This window comes from Lysinibacillus sp. TE18511 (assembly GCF_054062295.1).
The window spans coordinates 1-20,118 of the sequence record NZ_JBSSFD010000017.1 but is presented as its reverse complement, the minus strand read 5'-3'; the positions used below and the strand labels follow the sequence as shown (position 1 = coordinate 20,118).

Here is a 20,118-nt window from a genome sequence, read left to right as displayed (position 1 = left end):
TGTATAGTTAACCTAATACTTCTGTTAATGGAATATAAGCACTTAGATACTAACTAACCTATTTATATAGAAGGAAGTTAAGATTTTTCATTTTCCTTCTTTAAAATACGATCAAAATAAGCTTTATTGTGTAGAATTTTTTCATCATTTGGTAAAAAGGTTCTTGCTAATTCATTATGCGCATTGGCAAGTTCGAATTGTTGTAACCGATCAAAGAGGACACAAAGTTGTAAATGAGGCAACCAAGTGGAAAAGGGTTTATTTTGGAAAGGTGCGTTTGTTTTTTGCTTGATAGCAAGCGCTTGCTCATACCAAAATATCGCTTCATAATTTTTTGATTGTTGCATGAAATAAAAGCCAAGTCTGCAACACGCTTCTGCACGAGGAATATCATATTCAAAGCTTCTTAAAATGGAGCTCAAATTATTTTCTGGATCATTTAAATTGGAATAACAATCTGCTAATTTGTAGCAGGCTCGAATATTATCTTCTATCCAGCCTAATTTCGAAGTTAAAAATGTTTCATAGTAAAATATTGCGTCATCAAATTGACCATGATCGAATAACTCGTTTGCATAATAAAATGTATCGCGTGGAGAGAGTGGTTCTCCTGATTCAACTAATCGCTTATAGATGTTAATATTTCGCGTATGATCATGGCTGAGTGGTAAATGACTGACAGCAATATCACTAGCCAAAAGTTTGCCACCAACTTCTAAATATTCGTGTACCGCACCTATCCATTGGAATTGTTTATTTCTTTTTACTAAACGATTTCTCCTTAATAGGGAGATGACATTTCCCTGATTATCAAAGCTTAAATGATAATTCATCGAAACGGCATCTATATCAGAGGTTAAGGAATCTTTTAGGGCTTTCAATTTTTCCTGATCTTCCTTTAATAACACGTCGTCCGCATCTAGCCATAAAATGTACTCCTTCGTTGCCTGTTGAAATGAAAAATTTCTTGCAGCTGCAAAATGATGAACCCATTCAAAATCAAAAATACGATCTGTAAACTGTTTAACAATTTCTTTTGTATTGTCGGTAGAGCCAGTATCTACAATATTAATTTCATCGACTAAGTCTTTTACAGATGCTAGACATCTACCGATAACTTCTTTTTCATTTTTCACAATCATACATAAGCTAATTGACACCATAAAGTCGATCCCTCCTTACCATAATCTATGTACTACTATAAGTTTTGGTTGGATAAATGCTCGTTGATGAAGCATTACATAATAATAGATAAAATTACTTTATTTGTTTGTCATAAATTTACCTCTCAAGTTTCACTCGGATTTCACAATTGTGAAGTATAGTTAAGAAACAGAGGTGATGATGTTGAAAAAATGGGCATTCTTCATTTTTTCTTTAGTACAGATTGTATGGTTAGCAGGATGTACGGAGAATTCGCTTGAGCCTATTGAACGCGATCAGAATTTTATTGCGTCCTTAAATATACAAGAACCTTCATTAGATTTTATAGATGAACAAGGTAATGTCATAGCAACATGGTTATTTGACAAAGCTTACTCAGGGGCAATATTGCTCGGACAGGATCATGTGTTATTGTATGGTCATCAATTGAATGAAATTGACGTCTATACATTATCAACCGGGAAGAAGCTCTACTCCAAAAAAGTACAGGTTGGTACAACGAATGCGTACTATGTCGAAAATAAAAAACAGTTTTTTATTACGAATAGCAAAACAAATACTGTGACAAGCTTTGATGAGAAGGGCAACGAGCTTGCAACACAAAAGCTTGGTAATTATCCTATGTCAATGGCGGCCTATAAAGATAAGCTATATGTGATAAATTATAAAGACACGAAATTATCGGTGTTAAACATTGATAATCTAAAGGTTGAGCAAGAGTGGCCGATTCAAAAATCATCACATGGGATAGCAATTCTTGAAGAGACAAATGAGCTTTGGATAGGTGGTCATGGAGCAGGAAGCAAACCGAATAGTACTGTGAAAAAATATGATCTTACAACAGGTGAGGAACATGGAGAGATAGAAATGCCATTAATGCCTGTTGGATTAACCAAAACAAAGGATTCTGTCCTCGTTGTTAGTCATGGCCATAATAAATTATATGTGACTGACTTTGATGGAAATGTGAAATGGCAGCAAGAGGTAGGCGCTAATCCATTTGTCGTAAATCAGTTTAAAGATTATATTGTTGTCGCTGGCTATGATGACCATACTTTGTATTTTATAAAAGAAGGTCAGGTGAAAAAAACAGTTGATGTGGGGAACGGTGCATTTCAACTGTTAGTGAGGGAGGAATAAATGTGACAACTGTATTAATTGTTGATGATGAACAAGATATGCGTAATTTAATAGAAATGATGCTCAATAATTCAAAAATTGAGACCTTTACAGCAGCAAGTGGTACAGAAGCCTATGATATTATTATGCGCGAAAAAATTGATTTGGTTTTACTCGATGTAATGATGCCACATGAAGATGGCTTTGTGGTTTGTCAAAGCATACGTGTGATGTCGAATGTACCAATTATCTTCCTGACAGCACGTGATGCAAATGAGGATAAAGTAAAAGGTCTAACACTTGGCGGAGATGATTATCTTGTAAAACCTTTTACAAATGATGAACTAGTTGCGCGAATCCATGCTGTATTAAGAAGAAGCGGTACTAATATTGTAGATTTGCAGCAAAAATATGTGATGATTGGACCTATTAAGTTAGATGAGATTGCACGTAAGGTATCTGTAGATGGAAAAAGTGTTCCGCTTACTTTAAAGGAATTTGAACTATTGCATTTATTTATGAATAATCCTGGGAATGCATATACAAGGGAGCAACTACTAGAACGCATTTGGGACATTGATTATGTAGGGGGAACAAGAACGGTTGACACGCATATAAAAACCTTACGTATAAAGCTTGGAAAGGAAGCCGCGGGGCATATTCAAACCGTCTGGGGAGTGGGCTACCGTTTTGATCCTGGCGAATGAGAAAGATTTCAACACGCATTTTGTTATTAATCTTCGCATTTTTAATGATTACCGTTTTCTTTATGTATGTCCTGACGGATTATTTATATGAACGACTTTATGTAGAAGACACGAGAGAAATGATGGTAGAAGTTGGAACGAAACTACAAACTATGTATACCAGTGGTAAGGTAACGGATGAATTTATTGCAGATATTGAACATTATGCCAATTATTCGAATTTGAATATTTTTGCAGTAAGAAATCCACGTGAACTAAGTGCTTGTGTACCGTTTGATATTGATTACGAAACATTAATTGGCCCTGAGGAGCGACAGCAATTACTTGCAGGTGAATATGTGCAAAAAATCGGCTATGAGCCCCGATTTGATAGAAAGCTAATTTCTGTAGTACTTCCATTAGTAGATCAAAATAGACTTGAAGGGATTATTTATATTTATTTTCCTCTAGTAAAAATTAGTGAGTTAGCAAATAATGAGGTCATTTTCTTATTTGTCAGTGCCTTTATTTTTTTAATTGTAATCAGCTTTTTAATTTATAAAGGAATTCGTCATATTATGAGACCATTAAGCAATTTGCAAAGGGCTGTCGAGCAAATGTCATATGGAAACTACGGGACACGTGTACCAGTTCATTCAAAAGATGAAGTTGGGAAGTTATCCAGCACCTTTAACAAAATGGCAGAGGCTATACAACAAGAGGATGAGGCTCAAAAAACGTTTTTAGCAACAGTTTCACATGAGTTACGGACACCCATTAGCTATGTGAAGGGGTATAGTGAAGCAATACAGAAAAACATTATTCCAGAAAATCAAAAAGAGGAAACGATCCAGCTTATTGTACGTGAGGCGAATCGTATGGAACGTTTGACAAATGAACTACTTCAACTCGCCCGTATGGAAAATGAACAAGCAGAAATAACTTTATATCCAATTCCTCTTGCCGAAACATTACGTGAGGTTCAAAAAATATTAACTCATCAGGCAAAAAAGAAAAGCATTACACTTCATTTAGATGTTGATGATGCGTTAATCATCAAAGCTGAGGAAGTAAAGCTGAAACAAATTATTATTAATATTATTGAAAATGCTATTAATTATTCATATGAGCAGTCAAAAGTTGAAATCACGGCTATTGAAAATAATGATCATGCGCAAATTACTATAAAGGATTACGGGATCGGTATTCCACAGGAGGATTTATCGCATGTAACAGAGCGTTTTTATCGTGTTAACAAAGCACGAGGTCGAGCTGATGGTGGCAGTGGACTAGGCTTGTCGATTGTTGAACAATTGTTGAAGCAGTTAGATGGTAAAATTGACATTACAAGTGAAGTTGAAAAAGGCACAGTTGTAAAAATTATGTTGCCGTTAATGGAGGAGTAACACATGAAAAAATGGTTATTGGCATTAGTCGCAGTACCTGCATTGTTAGTAGGGTGCGGAGACAAGAAAGAGTCAGCAGATTTGAAAGAGCCAGAAATGCCTCAAATTCCAGAGGTTGAAATTTTAACACCGAAAGAAGTAGCAATTAATGAAACGATTGAACTTGCTGCGCAGGTTGAACAAGGTGGCAAAAAAGTGGATGATGCAGTTGTACAATTTGAGGTATGGGAATCTGGTAAACGCGATGAAAGCCAAATGATGGACGGTAAATTAGAGAAAGATGGCGTTTATAAAGCAACGACTACATTTGACCACGATGGTGTTTATTATATGTTTGCTCATACAACTTCTGCTAATGGAATTCATAATATGCCGAAGCAACAAATTACAGCTGGGAAACCTGATATGACGAAGGTTTTACCAGAGGATGAAAAGGAAAGTAATAGCATGGATCATAACATGATGAATCAAGATAATGATACATCAGATGACGCTGAGCATAGTGAACACGAAAAAAATGAAGAAAATCATCATTAAATGCTTGCATTATTTTTCAAATAGGAATATGATAATGACCAGATGACCGAAATGGTTTTCTGGTCATTGTCGTTTTCGGTGTACAAAACAAGTACATAACTTTAACAAAGAAAGGATGTTACTAATGGATCGTAGGCAGGAAATTCTTGAAGCAGCTGCAAAATCTTTTACATTGTTTGGTTACAAGGCGACAACGATGGAGCAAGTAGCGAAAATTGCTAATGTTGGTAAAGGAACGATTTACACATTCTTTGCAAATAAAGAAATTTTATTTCAAGAGATAGCCATGTCACTAGTACGAGACATGAAGGCTGAGGCGGATGCAGTGTTGGATGCATCAGCTGGCTTTATGGAAAATGCACACAATGCTTTAATGAGAATGCTACAGTTCCGTGAAAAACATCTTTTATTTGCGAAGTTATTAGAAGAGGAAAAAGAATTGCGAACGCCGGCAGTCAAACAAGTTTTAATTCGCATTGAGACTGAAATTTTATCGTATGTTGCTGAGTTAATTCAAAGACGTATTGATAAAGGTGAAATCAGAGACTGTGATGCAGAATTGGTAAGCTATCTGTTGCTAAAGGCGTATCTAGCATTTATTGTTGATTGGCATGAGTTACATGGCGACATTATTCCAGAAGAAAAGATACTGAATCTTTTCAAGGAAACAATTTTCCGTGGGTTAATTTTAACTTGATTCGGTTGGGATAATAGGGAAATTAAAATACTGAATCAAGTGAAAGCCTAGGAGCAAATTTATCCCATAAGAGGGCTTAGATTTTTTTTTGAATAAAAATGACCAATTGACGTTTTTGGTCAAACAGTTTAGGAGTGAAGAAAACTTATGATTAAAGCTGAGTGGCTGAAAATCTTTAAAACAAGAAAAATGCTTGTTTCAATAATCGCTGTATTATTTATCCCGGTTATGTATGCAGGTATGTTTTTATGGGCGTTCTGGGATCCATATGAAAGCCTACCTGAATTACCAGTAGCCGTTGTCAATGAAGATAAAGGTGCTGAAATGGCAGGAGTTAAATTAGATGTAGGGAAAGACTTAGTCGATAATCTCGTCAAAAGTGAGCAGTTTAACTTTATTGAAGTAACCAAAGAAGAAGCTAAAAAAGGCTTAAATGGTCGAGATTACTATATGATTTTAGAAATTCCAGCAAATTTCTCTGAGCATGCCACTACGTTATTAGATGACAAACCTTCTAAATTAGTTATGAACTATATTCCAAATGAAGGATTAAACTTCCTAAGTGCACAAATTGGTGATTCAGCAATGGAAATGATACGTGCGGAAGTAAATACACAAGTTTCAACTACTTATGCAGAAAATTTATTTGATACAATTACAACAATGGGAGATGGCTTTACGGAGGCTGCTGATGGCTCTAGTAAGCTAGATGAAGGTGCCAAATCTTTAGCCAATGGTGCGAAAGATTTAAAAGGTTATCTTGAGCAATTAGCATCAAGTACAGTTGAATTGTCAAATGGTACAGATAAAATTACTAAAGGTGCTGGAGAGGCTGCAAAAGGCGCTAATGATTTATCTTCTGGCTTAGTAAAATTAGAAGACGGAACTGGACAGTTGCAAAAAGGTGCACAGCAAGCAGCAACTGGAGCAACAACCCTTGAGCAAGGTTTATCGCAATATACTCAAGGTGTAGCGAAGGTGCAAGCAGGTTTATCTACAATTAATGAAAAACAACAACAAATTAGTTCAGGTGCAGCTTCAATTGCTGACAATGCAGGCGCATTAAATGGTGCAGCAAACCAATTAACTGCTGGTTCTGCAAAAGTAGAAGAAGGTATCACAGCTTTATCCAATCAATTACAAGGCATGATGGCTTCACTACCTGAAGAGGAAGCTGCAGCATTAAAGCAATCTTTAGCAGAGCTACAAGCAGGAAGTGCCAGTGTGCATAATGGCTTAAATTCTTTATCTGCTGGTACAGAAAAATTACAAGCAGGTGCTAGTCAAGTAAGTTCTGGTGCAACTCAAATTGCAGCAGGTCAAGGAGAAGTGTTAGCGGGTGCTAATGCATTAACAGCAAATAGCGGTGCATTAGTCGAAGGAGCAAAAGGTCTCCAAGCTGGTAATGCAACGCTTGCACAAAAATTAGGTGAATTAAATGCTGGTGTGAATACAGCCGTAACAGGTTCTAAAGCATTAGCTTCAGGTTTAAATGAACTAGCAAGTGGTTCAACAGCATTGAATCAAGGTACATCAACACTTGCATCAAAATCAGGTGAGTTAGCACAAGGTTCTGCAGAGCTTGCAGATGGTTCATCTGAACTTGCAAATGGTACATCAACTTTATCTAGCGAATTAGGTGAAGCAGGTGAAAAAGCAGGCGAAGTTCATGTAAATAAAGACACATATGATATGGTAGGTAACCCAGTTGAGATTGAAAAAGAATCTGTTAACCATGTACCTAACTATGGAACAGGTTTCTCACCATACTTTATTTCTCTTGGTTTATTTGTTGGTGCATTAATGATCTCTATCGTTTTCCCACTTGTAGAACCAGCAATTCGTCCAAAAAATGGTGCAGCTTGGTTTACAAGTAAAGTCTCAGTTTTAGCAACAGTCGGCTTAATTCAAAGTATAGGAACAGTAGTTATAGTAAAATGGGGTTTAGGCCTTGAAGTATACAGTTTAGGACACTTTTTCCTAACAGCATTATTAACAAGCTATGTTTTCTTAGCTTTAATCCAAATGTTAGTGTCCATTTTCGGTGATCCAGGACGCTTCATGGCGATTGTTATATTAATTTTACAACTTACAACAAGTGCGGGTACATTCCCACTTGAGTTAATTCCAGAACCATTACAAGTATTTAATACACTATTGCCAATGACATATACTGTTCAAGCATTTAAAACATGTATCTCTACTGGTGATATGTCATTCTTAATGCAAAACTACGGAATTCTATTAGGTTTCCTAGTAGTATTCTTAGCTATTACATTCGGTTATTTCATGTTACTACATGCAAAACGTTACTCAAAAGTAGCCGAAGAAAACTAAAAATAACACTTTTGACACCCACCCATGTATGGTGGGTGTCTTTTTTTGGTTGGACAAGTGCTTTAAATAAGGTGTCAGGGAAAACTGCTCGGGTAGCATGGGAAACTGCTCAGGTGACAGGGAGAACTGCTCGGGTAGCATGGGAACTGCTCAGCTCCAAGGAAGAACTTCATAGGTGAAAAAAATTATATAAAAAACAACAGCTGATATGAGCGTATCAGCTGTTGTTTTTTGTAAGTGTAAGAGATTTAATTAAGGGTTCATCAAAAAATGATGAGGGGTGTCATTATTAGTACGTGTGGGGCACGTATATGACAATTACAGAATAGGCAAATGCTTATAGGTGGTTACATTTTTCACAAGTGTTGCTGTAGCATTCGCTTTGTTCTTCAATTTTTTCACCGCATTCTGTGCATTGTTTTGCAGGTAGGTTCTTGAAAAATTCAACTACGTTTTCTAACATTGTGGACTCCTCCTTTAAGTTCATCTGTACTATTACTGTTCTGATATTTTCTAGTGTATTATAACAGATGCTTTTCGTCAACACTAAATGCCTAATTTGCGTTAAAATAAATATGGATATTTTGTGAAGGAGGAGATGTAATTATGATATTCGTTGATAATAAAGGGATTCATGATCCACGCATTAATCTTGCCATTGAGGAGTATTTATTGAAAACGATGGATGTTGAGAAGGAGCCAGTGCTGCTTTTTTACATAAATCAACCTTCAATCATCATTGGCAAAAATCAAAATACAATCGAAGAGATTAATACAGATTATGTGGAGGATAATGGAATAATTGTTGTGCGACGTCTTTCAGGTGGAGGCGCAGTGTATCATGATTTAGGGAACCTTAACTACAGTTTTATCACTACAGATGATGGCGAAAGCTTTATGAATTATAGAAAGTTCACACAGCCGGTTGTAGATGCACTTGCAAAAATGGGTGTTCACGCTGAACTTTCAGGTCGCAACGACATTTTAGCGGAAGGACGTAAAGTTTCAGGCAACGCACAATTTTCTACAAAGGGCCGTATGTATAGCCACGGTACTTTAATGTTTGATACAGAAATTGATGCTGTTGTATCTGCTTTAAAGGTGAAGAAAGATAAAATTGAATCAAAGGGCATTAAATCGATTCGTTCGCGAGTAGCTAATATTTCTGAATTTTTAAAGGATCAGATGACGGTTGAAGAATTCCGTCTAGAAATTTTAAAATCGATTTTCGGTGGCGAAGAAAATATTCGCTACTATGAGCTAACGGAAGAAGATTGGACAAATATACACAAGCTATCTGCTGAGCGTTATCAAACATGGGAGTGGAACTATGGCAAATCACCACGCTTCAATATTCAAAAAACACATCGTTTCCCAACTGGAGGTATTGATATTCGCTTAGAAGTGAATCATGGAATTATCGAAGAAGCACATATTTTTGGTGATTTCTTTGGTGTTGGCGACATGGCAGATGTTGAACAACGTTTAGTTGGGACAAACTATGATCGAACTGCAATCGCTGAAGCATTAGCGGATATTGATATTCCAACATATTTTGGTGGAATTATGACAGAAGAGTTTCTACAATTAGTATATTAAGAAAAGCTTGTGCAGAAGTTGGTAAATGTCCTTATTGATTTGTTAAAACGTATTGCCATGAATATAAGTTGATCTTCGTTCCGACTGGACGCCCCCCAGGGAAGCGCTCAGTTGAAACGGAAATCAACCCCATGTTTTGGTATGAGCCATGCAAGTGATTTTCCAATATATTTTGGTCCATCACCGAGACCCTGCAGCGAAGCGGATGTTTCCTGTGTGAAAGCGTAGTGCTAACGCAGCGGCAGCAATGTTTTATCTGTGCGAAAGTGCAACGACAGCAACAACAAAAGCGGCTCATCGGACGCCCCCAGGAAGCTCTGCTCTGTGCGAAAGCGAAGCGGCAGCAACAAAGCGCCAACAGGAACGGAAATCAACCTCACGTTTTGATGATAAGCCGTACAAATGATTTCTATAAGTCGTTACGTGTTAACTTTTGCTACAAAAAGGTTCGTTGACAATTATGTCGTCGGACCTTTTTTTGATACAATATAAATAGAAAGGAGTTTTTGTATGGAGAAGCATCGAATATTTATTGTCGAAGATGATGTAAAGATTGCGTCATTGCTCGCAGAAACGCTTAGAAAATATCAATACGAAGTTGAAACGATTAAAGAATTTGACCACCTCATTGAAGAATTTACAGCATTTAATCCACATATGGTGTTGCTTGATATAAATTTACCTTCGTATGATGGCTACTATTGGTGTCGCCAACTACGTCAAGATACAACTTGTCCTATTATTTTTATTTCAGCTCGTTCTGGGGAAATGGATCAAATATTCGCGCTTGAAAATGGGGGCGATGATTTCATTACGAAGCCATTTAATTATGAGATTGTACTAGCTAAAATCCGTAGTCATTTGCGTCGTACATATGGTGAATATGCAGTAAGGCAAGAGGAACGAACAATTAAACAAGGACAGCTTGTTCTTCATTTAGAAAGAATGGAGCTTCATAAAAATGATTTAGAAATTCCTCTTCAGAAAAAAGAATGTATCATTTTAGAACTGTTAATGGGCAATGCACCAAAAGTAGTGACGCGTGAGCAACTATTAGAAGAACTTTGGGACGATCAGGCATTTGTTGATGAAAATACATTGAACGTCAATATGACGCGAGTACGTAAAAAGCTAGCGGATTATCATATTACGTCATCTATCGAAACGGTACGCGGGGCAGGATATCGTTTTATATTAAGTGCAGGTGAGTTATAGTGGGCTGGAAATTATTTTTGCGTGATTACGCATCGTTCATCGTATTCCAGTTCTTTTTAGTCGGCTTCATCATGGTCTTATATTGGCTGGATGGCTTTCGAAATGTCGATACGGCTATTTATTCCTTCTGTATTAGTTTAGTGTTGTTAGCCTCATTTTTACTGATCCGCTATTTAATGCGCCAACGTTATTTATTAAAAATATCGCAACTTCCTAAAACCATGGAGGATGTGTTACAAAAAAACGCTAAATCACCTGAGGGGGTACAGGTAGAGAAATATATGCATGAACTATATCGACTGTACCAGCATGAGCTCCAATCGTTATATGCTGGCCACAAACGACATGATCAGTTTATTAATCAATGGGTACATCAGATGAAAACACCAATTTCTGTTATTGAGCTCTTATTACAAGATGAGCGTCCTCTCGATAAAAAGAATGTGCAGGAGGAAATTGATCGCCTGCGCAGAGGCTTGGATATGGTGCTTGTAAATGCTCGGTTAGAAAATTTTGAAGAGGATATGCAAGTAGAACAGGTTGCTTTAAAGACGATTGTAACTGCAACTGTTAATGAAAATAAACGTTTATTTATTACAAAGCGAGTTTTCCCAGAAATTCATATTGAGGATGACATAATCGTAGCGAGTGATTCAAAATGGCTTCGTTTTATTATCGGGCAATTCGTAACCAATGCAGTTAAATATACATTTGAAGCAAATAAAAAAATAGCGATTTCGGCCATTAAAAAGGATGACTACGTACAGTTAGCCATTTGTGATGAAGGTATTGGTATTCCAACTTCCGATCTTTCTCGTGTCACTAAAGCCTTTTTTACTGGTGAGAATGGACGTAAAACCGGGGAATCTACAGGGATGGGCTTATATTTAGCTAAAGAAATCTGTGAAAAACTCGGTCATGAATTAAACATTACATCAGAGGTAGGGAAAGGAACAATTGTTACAGTGACATTTACGAATTAGGGGGAGCAGAGATGAAAGAAGTACACTTTGATAAGTGGGTTTTAAATGTCAAAACTGAAAAAACAGAGGCATTATACGAATCGCATAACGATGTTTGTCTATGTTTATCCTGTAAAAATTTCCGAAAAGCTAGCCTTTTGCTTAATGAAGAAGTCATGAATTTTTCAGATAAGCTAGGGCTAGACTTACATAAACCAACTTTACTTAATGCTTTTCCTGTAGAAGGTGAACAAGTGATGTATAGTGGGCATTATACGATTTATGGAGAAATAATCGAAGGTGAAATTGATGCCTGGGATGTAATTGTTGGGGATCATTGCTTAAGTCTAGTGGAGGAGGATGGCAATGAGTCCGCTATATCATTAACAGAGCCACATTTTCAAATTGGCTTTGAGGTAGTATTGCAATGGCTTTTACCAGAATCTATGGAATTAATGAAGAAATAAGGTGAATAAAGTATGCCTATTTTACAAATAAAAGACGTGACGAAGGTATATGAAGGTAAAGTAACTCATCGTGCGCTAAATCAGCTAAGCTTTGATGTAGAGGAAGGTGAGTTTTTAGCAGTCATGGGTCCATCGGGAAGTGGAAAAACAACATTATTAAATATCATTTCTACGATTGATGAACCAACTAGTGGAGAAATTATTGTAGATGGCATGAATCCTCATATGCTGAATGCAACAGAGCTTGCCTACTTTAGAAGAAGACAACTTGGTTTCGTTTTTCAGGATTTTAATCTTTTGCATATGCTGACCGTGGAAGAGAATATTGTGCTGCCATTAACATTAGATCAACAGCCATTAGAAGTAATAGAGGAGCGTCTTGCAAGCATTGTGGAAAAGCTTGATTTAAACTCTTTCTTGCATAAACGTCCAAATGAAATATCAGGTGGACAGGCACAGAGAACAGCTATTGGTCGAGCACTTATTCATAACCCAAGTCTCATTTTAGCAGATGAGCCGACCGGCAATTTGGATTCCAATTCTTCGCGTGATGTACTTGAACTTTTAACAAAAGTCAATCAAGATAAACAAACGACAATCGTCATGGTAACACACGATCCAATTGCAGCTAGCTACTGTGATCGCGTGTTATTTATTAAAGATGGGGAATTTTTCAATGAAATTTACAAAGATGATCGTCGTCAAATGTTTTTCCAGCGAATATTAAATGTTTTGAGCTTACTAGGAGGAGGACAAGTAGGTGACCTTTCGACAATTCGCTTACCGTAATGTCGTACGGAACAGCCGCATATATGGTGCCTTTTTCATGGCTAGCTTTTTTTCTGTGGCTGTGTTTTTTATCTATTCAATGCTCATGTTTCATCCGGATATTGAACGAGGAATTTTAGGAGAGGTATCGTTAATTGGGATGGTCGGTGCAGAAGTTGTGCTCGTCCTTTTTACATTATTCTTTTTATATTATTCGATGAGTGCCTTTTTAGAGGCTAGATCCCATGAGTTTGCTATTTTATTACATCTAGGAATGGAAAGACGCCAGATGAATAAGCTTGTCTTTTTGGAGACAATGATTATTGGTTCGGCCTCTATTATTGTTGGAATAATATTTGGTTTCTCATTCTCCAAATTCTTTTTCATGATTGTCCGAGAAATTTTACATTTAGATAAGTTGCCTTTGTATGTATCGTGGCAGCCATTTTTACTAACAATAGGTGTCTTTACAAGTGCTTTTGTAGTGATTTCCTTTATCAGTGTGTATTTTACACGTGAAAGAAAATTACGCGACCTTATTAAGGAAAGTGCTTATTTAAATAGTGATTCAACCTATTCAAAAAAACGTGCAGTATATGGGATTGCTCTTATTTTATCAGCCTATGTGCTAGCATTTGTCGTGTCGAATACATCATTAATTGGTTTATCATTATTAATCCCGCTTTCAGCAGCCTTTGGAACATATTATTTTTTTAGTGATACAGTACCTTGTTTTATAGATAAAGCTCGAGGCAAACGCGAATACCATTGGCAACGCTATCGTCTCCTTTCGTTAGCTGAGCAAACACATATTATGAAGGATAATGTGAAAATGTTTTTTGTTGTAACGATGGTGTCTACAATGGCATTTTTATCTGTCGGTGTTTTAGCAACGATGTCTTCTTATACGACACAGTATGATCGCTTAAATCCTCTAGGGCTTGTCTATAAGGGAGATGTCGACAATCCGTATGAACGAAATCATATCAACTCTTTACGAATTCAATTAGAGGAGAAAGGTCTGTCCTACCATTTATCTCGCTTTGTTGTTGTAAAGCAAACGTCTTCTTTTACTAATAATGAGGTTGAAGTCTTTAGAGAATCAGATATGAATGTATTGCTGTCGTCCTTTAGTTATCCATTACTTGACTTGTCTTCAGGACAGGCAGTGTTTATACCCTATTCAGAAGAATCCTTGAAAAAATTAAAAAATAAAGTTGTGCATACGGTGTTAGAAGAAAACGCTATCCCGTTAACTATTGATAGTGTATATCCTAAAATAGTATTCCCAGGCTCTATTGTTAGCGTAAATTCAATCGTGATAAGTGACGAGGATTTTGCAAGGCTTATTAAGCCGATTGCCGATCAAGATGTTTTGCAGCCAACCTATCACTTATTTACTTTCTATATTCCTCAGTGGATAGAATCGAAAGATATCGGCCAGGACATAGACGAGTTAACAGCATCTCAATCTATTGAAAAGAAGGGTAAATTTAGCCCGTATTACTTTGAAAATGCAGGATTAAATTATTCTTATATACTAGCTACCTATTCATTATTTACATTAGTAGGTGTCTTAGTAGCAAGTGTATTTTTATTAGCAGCAGGTAGCTTTGTTTACTTTAAATTGCATGCCTCTCTTGAAAGAGAAAAGCGTAAATTCGATGTCTTAAAGCGAATGGGCTTAACAGATACAGAGCTCAAAAAGCTTGTGAATCGCCATTTATTCCCACAGTTTTTCTTGCCGTGGGGTGTTGCAATGATGCATAGTGCCTTTGCTTTTATTATGGTTCAAGGCATCTTAAAGGATATTGCTAATATTTCGATTGTAAAAGAAGTTTTCTTTGCTTTTGGTTTTTTTGTTTTAATACAAGTAATCTATTTTTATTTGATTCGTTGGCGATACATCTCGCATATTCGTTCATGACAAAAAATGCGTGAAAGAGAAAAAAATGAGTTATTTGACGTAATTTTTGACATGAAATAAAAAGTTTCATTGTCTTTTAGATATATTTCTTATATAATATTACTGAATAACGATTCATTTTATACGATAAGGGGATGGTGTAATTGAATTTAGTTTCATGTGTTCGTCAACAAGCAGTAGAGCAGCCGGATAAAATTGCGTATCATTTTATGGGGAAAGATACGACATACGGTGAGTTTGAACACTCAGTTGGTCGCTTTGCTAAGGGGTTACAACAATTAGGGGTTGAAAAAGGGGACCATGTGGCGTTTTTACTCGGCAATACACCACATTATTTAATTGCGTTATATGCAACAATGCGTATAGGGGCAACCGCAATTCCGATTAATCCAATTTATACACCGGATGAAATTTCATATATTTTGCATAATGGTGATGTAAAAGCTGTTATTGCTCTTGATGCACTTCTTCCGTTAGTAGAAATGGGTGTACAAGCTTTCCCACAAGTAAAAACATTTGTTGTTTGTGAAACAACAGCAGATGTTGCTGAAAAAGTAGCTACTTTATCTGAAGAGGCACAGGCAAAAACGCATTTGTTTTCACAAGTTATAGCCAGTGCATCGGGCACTTGCCAACCAATAGATGTAGCTGACGACGATAATGCAATTATTTTATATACTTCAGGTACAACAGGTACTCCAAAGGGCGCAATGCTGACTCATGAAAATGTCTATTCTAATGCTCGAGATGTGGCGCATTATTTAGGCTATAGAGCAAATGATCGTATTATTGCTACATTACCAGTTTTCCATGTATTTGCGTTAACTGTTGTCGTGAATGCACCTTTATTGAGTGGAGCAACAGTTTTACTTGTACCACGTTTTAGTCCAGCTGAAGTCTTTAATTTAACAAAGGAACAAAAAGCAACAGTCTTTGCAGGTGTACCAACTATGTATAACTTCTTGTATCAATTACCAGAAGGCAACCCTGAAGATTTCTCAACAATACGCCTAGCGATCTCAGGTGGCGCGTCTTTACCTGTAGCACTATTACATAATTTCGAGAAGAAATTTAATGTGCGTGTTTCGGAAGGCTATGGCTTATCAGAAGCTTCACCGGTGACGTGCTTTAACCCATTGGATCGTGATCGTAAAGCAGGTTCTATTGGGACAAACATTTCCAATGTTGAAAATAAGGTAGTGGATGCGAATGGCCAAGAAGTGCCTGTTGGCGAAGTAGGGGAACTAATTGTTCGAGGACCTAATGTTATGAAGGGCTATTATAAATTGCCTGAAGAAACAGCGATGGCTATACGTGATGGCTGGTTATATACAGGGGATTTAGCTAAAGTTGACGAAGAAGGATACTTCTACATCGTTGACCGTAAGAAAGATATGATTATTGTAGGCGGATTTAATGTATATCCAAGAGAGGTTGAAGAAGTACTCTTTGCTCATAATAATATTGTAGAAGCGGCAGTTGTAGGCTTCCCAGACCCTAATTTAGGAGAGGCAGTTCATGCATATGTTGTCTTGAAAGATGCGGATGCAACTTCAACAGACGACCTTTTTGCATACTGTGCAAAACATATGGTGAAATACAAGGTTCCTAAAGTAATCGAAATTATGGATGAATTACCGAAAAATACGACAGGGAAAATTTTGCGTCGGTCATTAAAAGATAATAAAGTAGGGGCTAGGACATAACTGCTCAAAACCTGAAAAAGCGCGAGAAATCAATTTTAGAAACGTTGATTTCTCGCGCTTTTCTGTGGAGAGCGTCGAGTAGCCTCCTACTCCAATCAGCGATAACGTAAAGATTTTATAAATTATTATGTATCTCAAAAGTGAACGCCGTTCGGCAAAATAAGGGGTTGATTTCCGTTCCGGCTGGGCGCTTTGCCGCTGACGCTTCGCTTTCGCGCAGAGCAGAGCTTCCTGGGGGCGTCCGATGAGCCGCTTCGCTTTGCTCCAGGGTCTCGGGCCAACACGATGTTGGTCACGAAGGCGTTATCACAGGACGTGATGCTCTTAGCCTTCGTTCCCCTATCGCTGATCCCCAAGGAGTCGCCCAGCCTCCACTCCAATCAACACTTCACATAGCATGTTTCTTCTGGCATTTCACTTTAATATATTAAAGCAAACTTCAGCAACAATGTTTTTTTATATGTGCGAAAGCAAAGCGGCAGCAACAAATGTTTTTGCGCGAAAACGAAGTGTCAGTGGCAAATGTTTACTGCGCGAAAACGAAGTGTCAGCGGCAACAGATTTACAATCGCGTCACTGTTATAAGTTTTTTCCGTTCGATTATGGTGAATAGCCCTAGCTCTTATTTATTGCATAATTGATCTATTTGAAAAGGTATGGTCTCTAAATTAAATAAGTTGAGTGTAGAAGTCTGTAAGTGATAAAATCAAACTTGTGAAAACTACATACTTTTTAAAGGCTTGTCATATAGTGAGGGAGTAACATCTCAGACTGTAAACAAAAATGGAACCCTTAGGTGTTTAGCTACGTCAAAGCTTTTAGAAAATTTAATTGAAAGAGAGTATACAGAAAAATGATAGAACTCATCAAGGAATTAATTAGTTTTATTATGCATATCGATGTGCATTTAGAGGAAATCATTCGTGATTTTGGTAATTGGAGTTATCTAATTTTATTTGCAATTGTTTTTGTTGAAACAGGTGTCGTAATTTTCCCGTTCCTACCAGGTGATTCATTGCTTTTTGCAAGTGGTACGTTTGCAGCAGCAATGGGTTCATTTGATATGTGGATCCTAATTCCAGTATTTTTAGCAGCAGCAATTTTGGGAGATACGATGAACTATCATATTGGTCATAAAGTAGGAACATCCATTCCACCAAAGAGCTTCCTTGGTAGAGTCGTTAAAAAAGAACGTATGGAGGCAGCAGAAAAATTCTTTAATACACATGGTGGTAAAACAATTGTTATCGCGCGTTTTATGCCATTCATCCGCACATTCATACCGTTTATTGCCGGCGCAAGTAAAATGAAGTATAGCTACTTCATAATGTATAACGTTGTAGGTGCAGTGTTATGGGTATTTAGCTGTACATTCCTAGGTTATTTCTTTGGTAATATTCCGATTATTAAAGAAAACTTCTCAACGGTTCTTATATTAATTATCTTTATTTCAGTTGTACCAGCAGTTATTGGTGCTATTAAATCAAAAGCAAGTGGAAAATAACAAAAGGACAGTCCAAATGTGATAAAAAATCACTTAGGACTGTTCTTATTTTTTTAGCTCATCATCAAAAATTAAGGATGACATTTGTTAAAACGTATGCCATGTATAAGTTGATTGGAGTTGAGGTTGGGCAACTCTAGGAAGCTGACAGCCGGAACGGAAATCAACCATACGTTATGGTGATGAGCCATTGTCCTATATAGGGTGTTAGTTATTGTAAGGAGACTTTTAGACAATTCCTTGAATGATAAGCAGACAGGAATGAAAAATGTTATAATATTGATTACTAGAAAATGGAGGGCGACGAAATGGAAGTATTTATCGGCAGACAGCCTATTTTTAACCTTCATGAACAAATCGTTGCGTATGAATTATTATATCGTAGCAAAAACGTGAATACTTTTCCGAAGGTAGATCCAGATGCTGCAACAATTGACGTACTAGTAAACTCATTTCTTTCAATTGGTATTGAAGAGGTAACAAAAGGTAAGCCTAGTTTTGTTAACTTTACAGAAAACTTGCTGATGAGTCAGATAAATGAATACTTGAATCCATCACAAGTTGTTATTGAGATTTTAGAGGACGTCCCTCTTACACCTCAGTTAGTAGAGAGAGTCATTGAATTGAAATCATATGGGTTTACTATTGCATTAGATGATTTTATTTTGAATGATGAAGTACAAGTTTATGATGAGTTATTTGCTTATATCGATTATATAAAAGTTGATTTTTTATTGTCACCATTACTGGAGCGAATGGAAATTGAAAATAAAGTGAAAGAAAATTTCCCTCACATAAAATTGCTCGCTGAAAAGGTCGAGACACGTAATCAATTTGAAGTAGCAAAGCATTCTGGCTATGAATTATTTCAAGGCTATTTTTTTGAGCAGCCCGAAATAATTACAGCAACCGATATACCAGCTAATACGATTCAATATTTATATATTATTACCCTATTAAAAGAAGAGGAACCTAATATCCAGTTATTAGCTGAAAATATTGAGCGTGATATTTCATTGACGTATAAATTATTGCAAATGGTTAATAATTCAGAGAAGCGCTCTAAATCCAAGGTTCGTTCGATCAAACAAGCGATTGTATTACTTGGAGTATCAAATTTACGAAAGTGGATTTATTTATTAGCGATGCGAGAAATTGATATGAATGCTGATAATGATATTTTTAAAGAAGTCATGCGTACATCGTTATTTAGAGCAAAAGTATGTGAGAAATTAGCTAAGCTTTCCTATAAGAAGAACTTTTCTGAATATTTTTTAATTGGGATGTTTTCATTGATAGATACTTTATTGCAAAGACCGATGAATGTTATTTTGCAACAGTTACCTTTTTCAGAAGCTATATCAGAAACGATTTTAGGTAATTCAACTGAAATGACACCTTATCTTGAATTTAGTATTGCGTTAGATAAATTAGATTGGTCAAGCTTAGAAGTATTAGCTCCTCAACTCAATTTTGATTTAACAAACATTGATCTTTTATACCAAGAAGCAATGGAATGGGCAGAAAAATCTTTCTAATTGGACCAAAAAATCTGTTCTTGATTAAAAAGTATAAATCTACATGGAGCTTTGAGAGGTTCAGTCCAATACTCGCGAAAAAAGCGCCCTGTTGAAACAAAAGATGCAGTCAAGTACATATTTTGGTGAAGAGCCAAAAAAATAGAAATAAGCTACCAGGCGTGTTGGCTAGGAAAAAATAGGTATATTATTGAGCGATAAAGGATTTTTATGTGGCTATTTTGCTAATATATCCCCATTTTTAACTGATTGTAGCGTAGGGCTACTCGACTCCCGCAGGAAAGCGAGTAGCCCGCAGTGGAAATCAGAGCCTTCTAATTTAATTAGGGTGGATAAAAGTGGTTAATCAACACACCTGATAAGTTACCTTAAAATTTTAAAGGTAGCTTATTTTTTTGTGTGCGCCTGGCATGCGCATGAACTATAGGGTGTAAGTCCCGAACCCCGAAGACAGAAGTAGAGGTTAGCCAAGAGCAAGGGTGTCCG

General features: G+C 36.7%; 20 protein-coding genes. 17 read left to right on the top strand and 3 right to left on the bottom strand.

The window, feature by feature from the left end; translation table 11 throughout:
• Nucleotides 1–77: 77 nt before the first annotated feature.
• Entirely contained in the window at nt 78–1,163 is a 1,086-nt protein-coding gene (locus tag ACVWXS_RS13665; protein ID WP_456958597.1) for a glycosyltransferase, read from the bottom strand.
• Nucleotides 1,164–1,344: 181 nt separating this feature from the next.
• Between ACVWXS_RS13665 and ACVWXS_RS13660 the strand changes: the two genes are divergently transcribed.
• From ACVWXS_RS13660 to ACVWXS_RS13635, 6 genes are all read left to right on the top strand, one after another.
• Complete coding sequence (locus ACVWXS_RS13660; RefSeq protein ID WP_374965312.1) at nt 1,345–2,304, top strand: YncE family protein; 960 nt, start codon at nt 1,345–1,347, stop codon at nt 2,302–2,304.
• Between the two features lie 2 nt (nt 2,305–2,306).
• Complete coding sequence (locus ACVWXS_RS13655; protein ID WP_083227090.1) at nt 2,307–2,990, top strand: response regulator transcription factor; 684 nt, start codon at nt 2,307–2,309, stop codon at nt 2,988–2,990.
• Complete coding sequence (locus tag ACVWXS_RS13650; RefSeq protein WP_368637092.1) at nt 2,987–4,375, top strand: sensor histidine kinase; 1,389 nt, start codon at nt 2,987–2,989, stop codon at nt 4,373–4,375. Before ACVWXS_RS13655 ends, ACVWXS_RS13650 begins: the two co-directional genes overlap by 4 nt.
• 3 nt (nt 4,376–4,378) lie before the next feature.
• Nucleotides 4,379–4,912, top strand: a complete 534-nt coding sequence (locus tag ACVWXS_RS13645) for a FixH family protein (RefSeq protein ID WP_456958594.1) — start codon at nt 4,379–4,381, stop codon at nt 4,910–4,912.
• A 124-nt stretch (nt 4,913–5,036) separates the two neighbouring features.
• Complete coding sequence (locus tag ACVWXS_RS13640) at nt 5,037–5,609, top strand: TetR/AcrR family transcriptional regulator (protein ID WP_374965316.1); 573 nt, start codon at nt 5,037–5,039, stop codon at nt 5,607–5,609.
• 147 nt (nt 5,610–5,756) lie between these two features.
• Nucleotides 5,757–7,946, top strand: coding sequence for a YhgE/Pip family protein (locus tag ACVWXS_RS13635; protein WP_456958593.1), 2,190 nt, complete (start codon nt 5,757–5,759; stop codon nt 7,944–7,946).
• 337 nt (nt 7,947–8,283) lie between these two features.
• Here ACVWXS_RS13635 and yhfH read toward each other — a convergent pair whose 3' ends face one another.
• Entirely contained in the window at nt 8,284–8,409 is a 126-nt protein-coding gene (yhfH, locus tag ACVWXS_RS13630; RefSeq protein ID WP_012292204.1) for a protein YhfH, read from the bottom strand.
• A gap of 143 nt (nt 8,410–8,552) precedes the next feature.
• On the opposite strand from yhfH, the gene ACVWXS_RS13625 reads away from it, so the two are divergent.
• The 8 genes from ACVWXS_RS13625 (at nt 8,553) to ACVWXS_RS13590 (ending at nt 16,590) form a co-directional block, all read left to right on the top strand.
• Nucleotides 8,553–9,545 carry a lipoate--protein ligase gene (locus ACVWXS_RS13625; protein WP_427420500.1) on the top strand — a complete coding sequence of 331 codons (993 nt, stop codon included), beginning with the start codon at nt 8,553–8,555 and terminating at the stop codon, nt 9,543–9,545.
• Nucleotides 9,546–9,792: 247 nt separating this feature from the next.
• Nucleotides 9,793–9,951, top strand: a complete 159-nt coding sequence (locus ACVWXS_RS13620; protein ID WP_456958592.1) for a hypothetical protein — start codon at nt 9,793–9,795, stop codon at nt 9,949–9,951.
• A 104-nt stretch (nt 9,952–10,055) separates the two neighbouring features.
• Entirely contained in the window at nt 10,056–10,760 is a 705-nt protein-coding gene (locus ACVWXS_RS13615) for a response regulator transcription factor (protein ID WP_368637097.1), read from the top strand.
• Nucleotides 10,760–11,743, top strand: coding sequence for a sensor histidine kinase (locus ACVWXS_RS13610; RefSeq protein WP_456958591.1), 984 nt, complete (start codon nt 10,760–10,762; stop codon nt 11,741–11,743). Before ACVWXS_RS13615 ends, ACVWXS_RS13610 begins: the two co-directional genes overlap by 1 nt.
• A gap of 11 nt (nt 11,744–11,754) precedes the next feature.
• Nucleotides 11,755–12,189, top strand: a complete 435-nt coding sequence (locus ACVWXS_RS13605) for a hypothetical protein (protein WP_374965321.1) — start codon at nt 11,755–11,757, stop codon at nt 12,187–12,189.
• 12 nt (nt 12,190–12,201) lie between these two features.
• Nucleotides 12,202–12,978, top strand: coding sequence for an ABC transporter ATP-binding protein (locus tag ACVWXS_RS13600; protein ID WP_068985996.1), 777 nt, complete (start codon nt 12,202–12,204; stop codon nt 12,976–12,978).
• Complete coding sequence (locus ACVWXS_RS13595; protein ID WP_402985372.1) at nt 12,950–14,884, top strand: FtsX-like permease family protein; 1,935 nt, start codon at nt 12,950–12,952, stop codon at nt 14,882–14,884. Before ACVWXS_RS13600 ends, ACVWXS_RS13595 begins: the two co-directional genes overlap by 29 nt.
• A 143-nt stretch (nt 14,885–15,027) precedes the next feature.
• Nucleotides 15,028–16,590, top strand: coding sequence for a fatty acid--CoA ligase family protein (locus tag ACVWXS_RS13590; RefSeq protein WP_423472644.1), 1,563 nt, complete (start codon nt 15,028–15,030; stop codon nt 16,588–16,590).
• A gap of 134 nt (nt 16,591–16,724) precedes the next feature.
• Here ACVWXS_RS13590 and ACVWXS_RS13585 read toward each other — a convergent pair whose 3' ends face one another.
• Nucleotides 16,725–16,970: a hypothetical protein gene (locus ACVWXS_RS13585; RefSeq protein ID WP_456958590.1), complete on the bottom strand. Its 246-nt coding sequence runs from the start codon at nt 16,968–16,970 to the stop codon at nt 16,725–16,727.
• A 17-nt stretch (nt 16,971–16,987) separates the two neighbouring features.
• Between ACVWXS_RS13585 and ACVWXS_RS13580 the strand changes: the two genes are divergently transcribed.
• From ACVWXS_RS13580 to ACVWXS_RS13570, 3 genes are all read left to right on the top strand, one after another.
• Nucleotides 16,988–17,203 carry a hypothetical protein gene (locus tag ACVWXS_RS13580; protein ID WP_456958589.1) on the top strand — a complete coding sequence of 72 codons (216 nt, stop codon included), beginning with the start codon at nt 16,988–16,990 and terminating at the stop codon, nt 17,201–17,203.
• A 243-nt stretch (nt 17,204–17,446) separates the two neighbouring features.
• Nucleotides 17,447–18,094, top strand: coding sequence for a VTT domain-containing protein (locus ACVWXS_RS13575; RefSeq protein ID WP_374967658.1), 648 nt, complete (start codon nt 17,447–17,449; stop codon nt 18,092–18,094).
• Between the two features lie 308 nt (nt 18,095–18,402).
• Nucleotides 18,403–19,632 carry an EAL and HDOD domain-containing protein gene (locus ACVWXS_RS13570; protein ID WP_374965327.1) on the top strand — a complete coding sequence of 410 codons (1,230 nt, stop codon included), beginning with the start codon at nt 18,403–18,405 and terminating at the stop codon, nt 19,630–19,632.
• Nucleotides 19,633–20,118 lie beyond the last annotated feature (486 nt).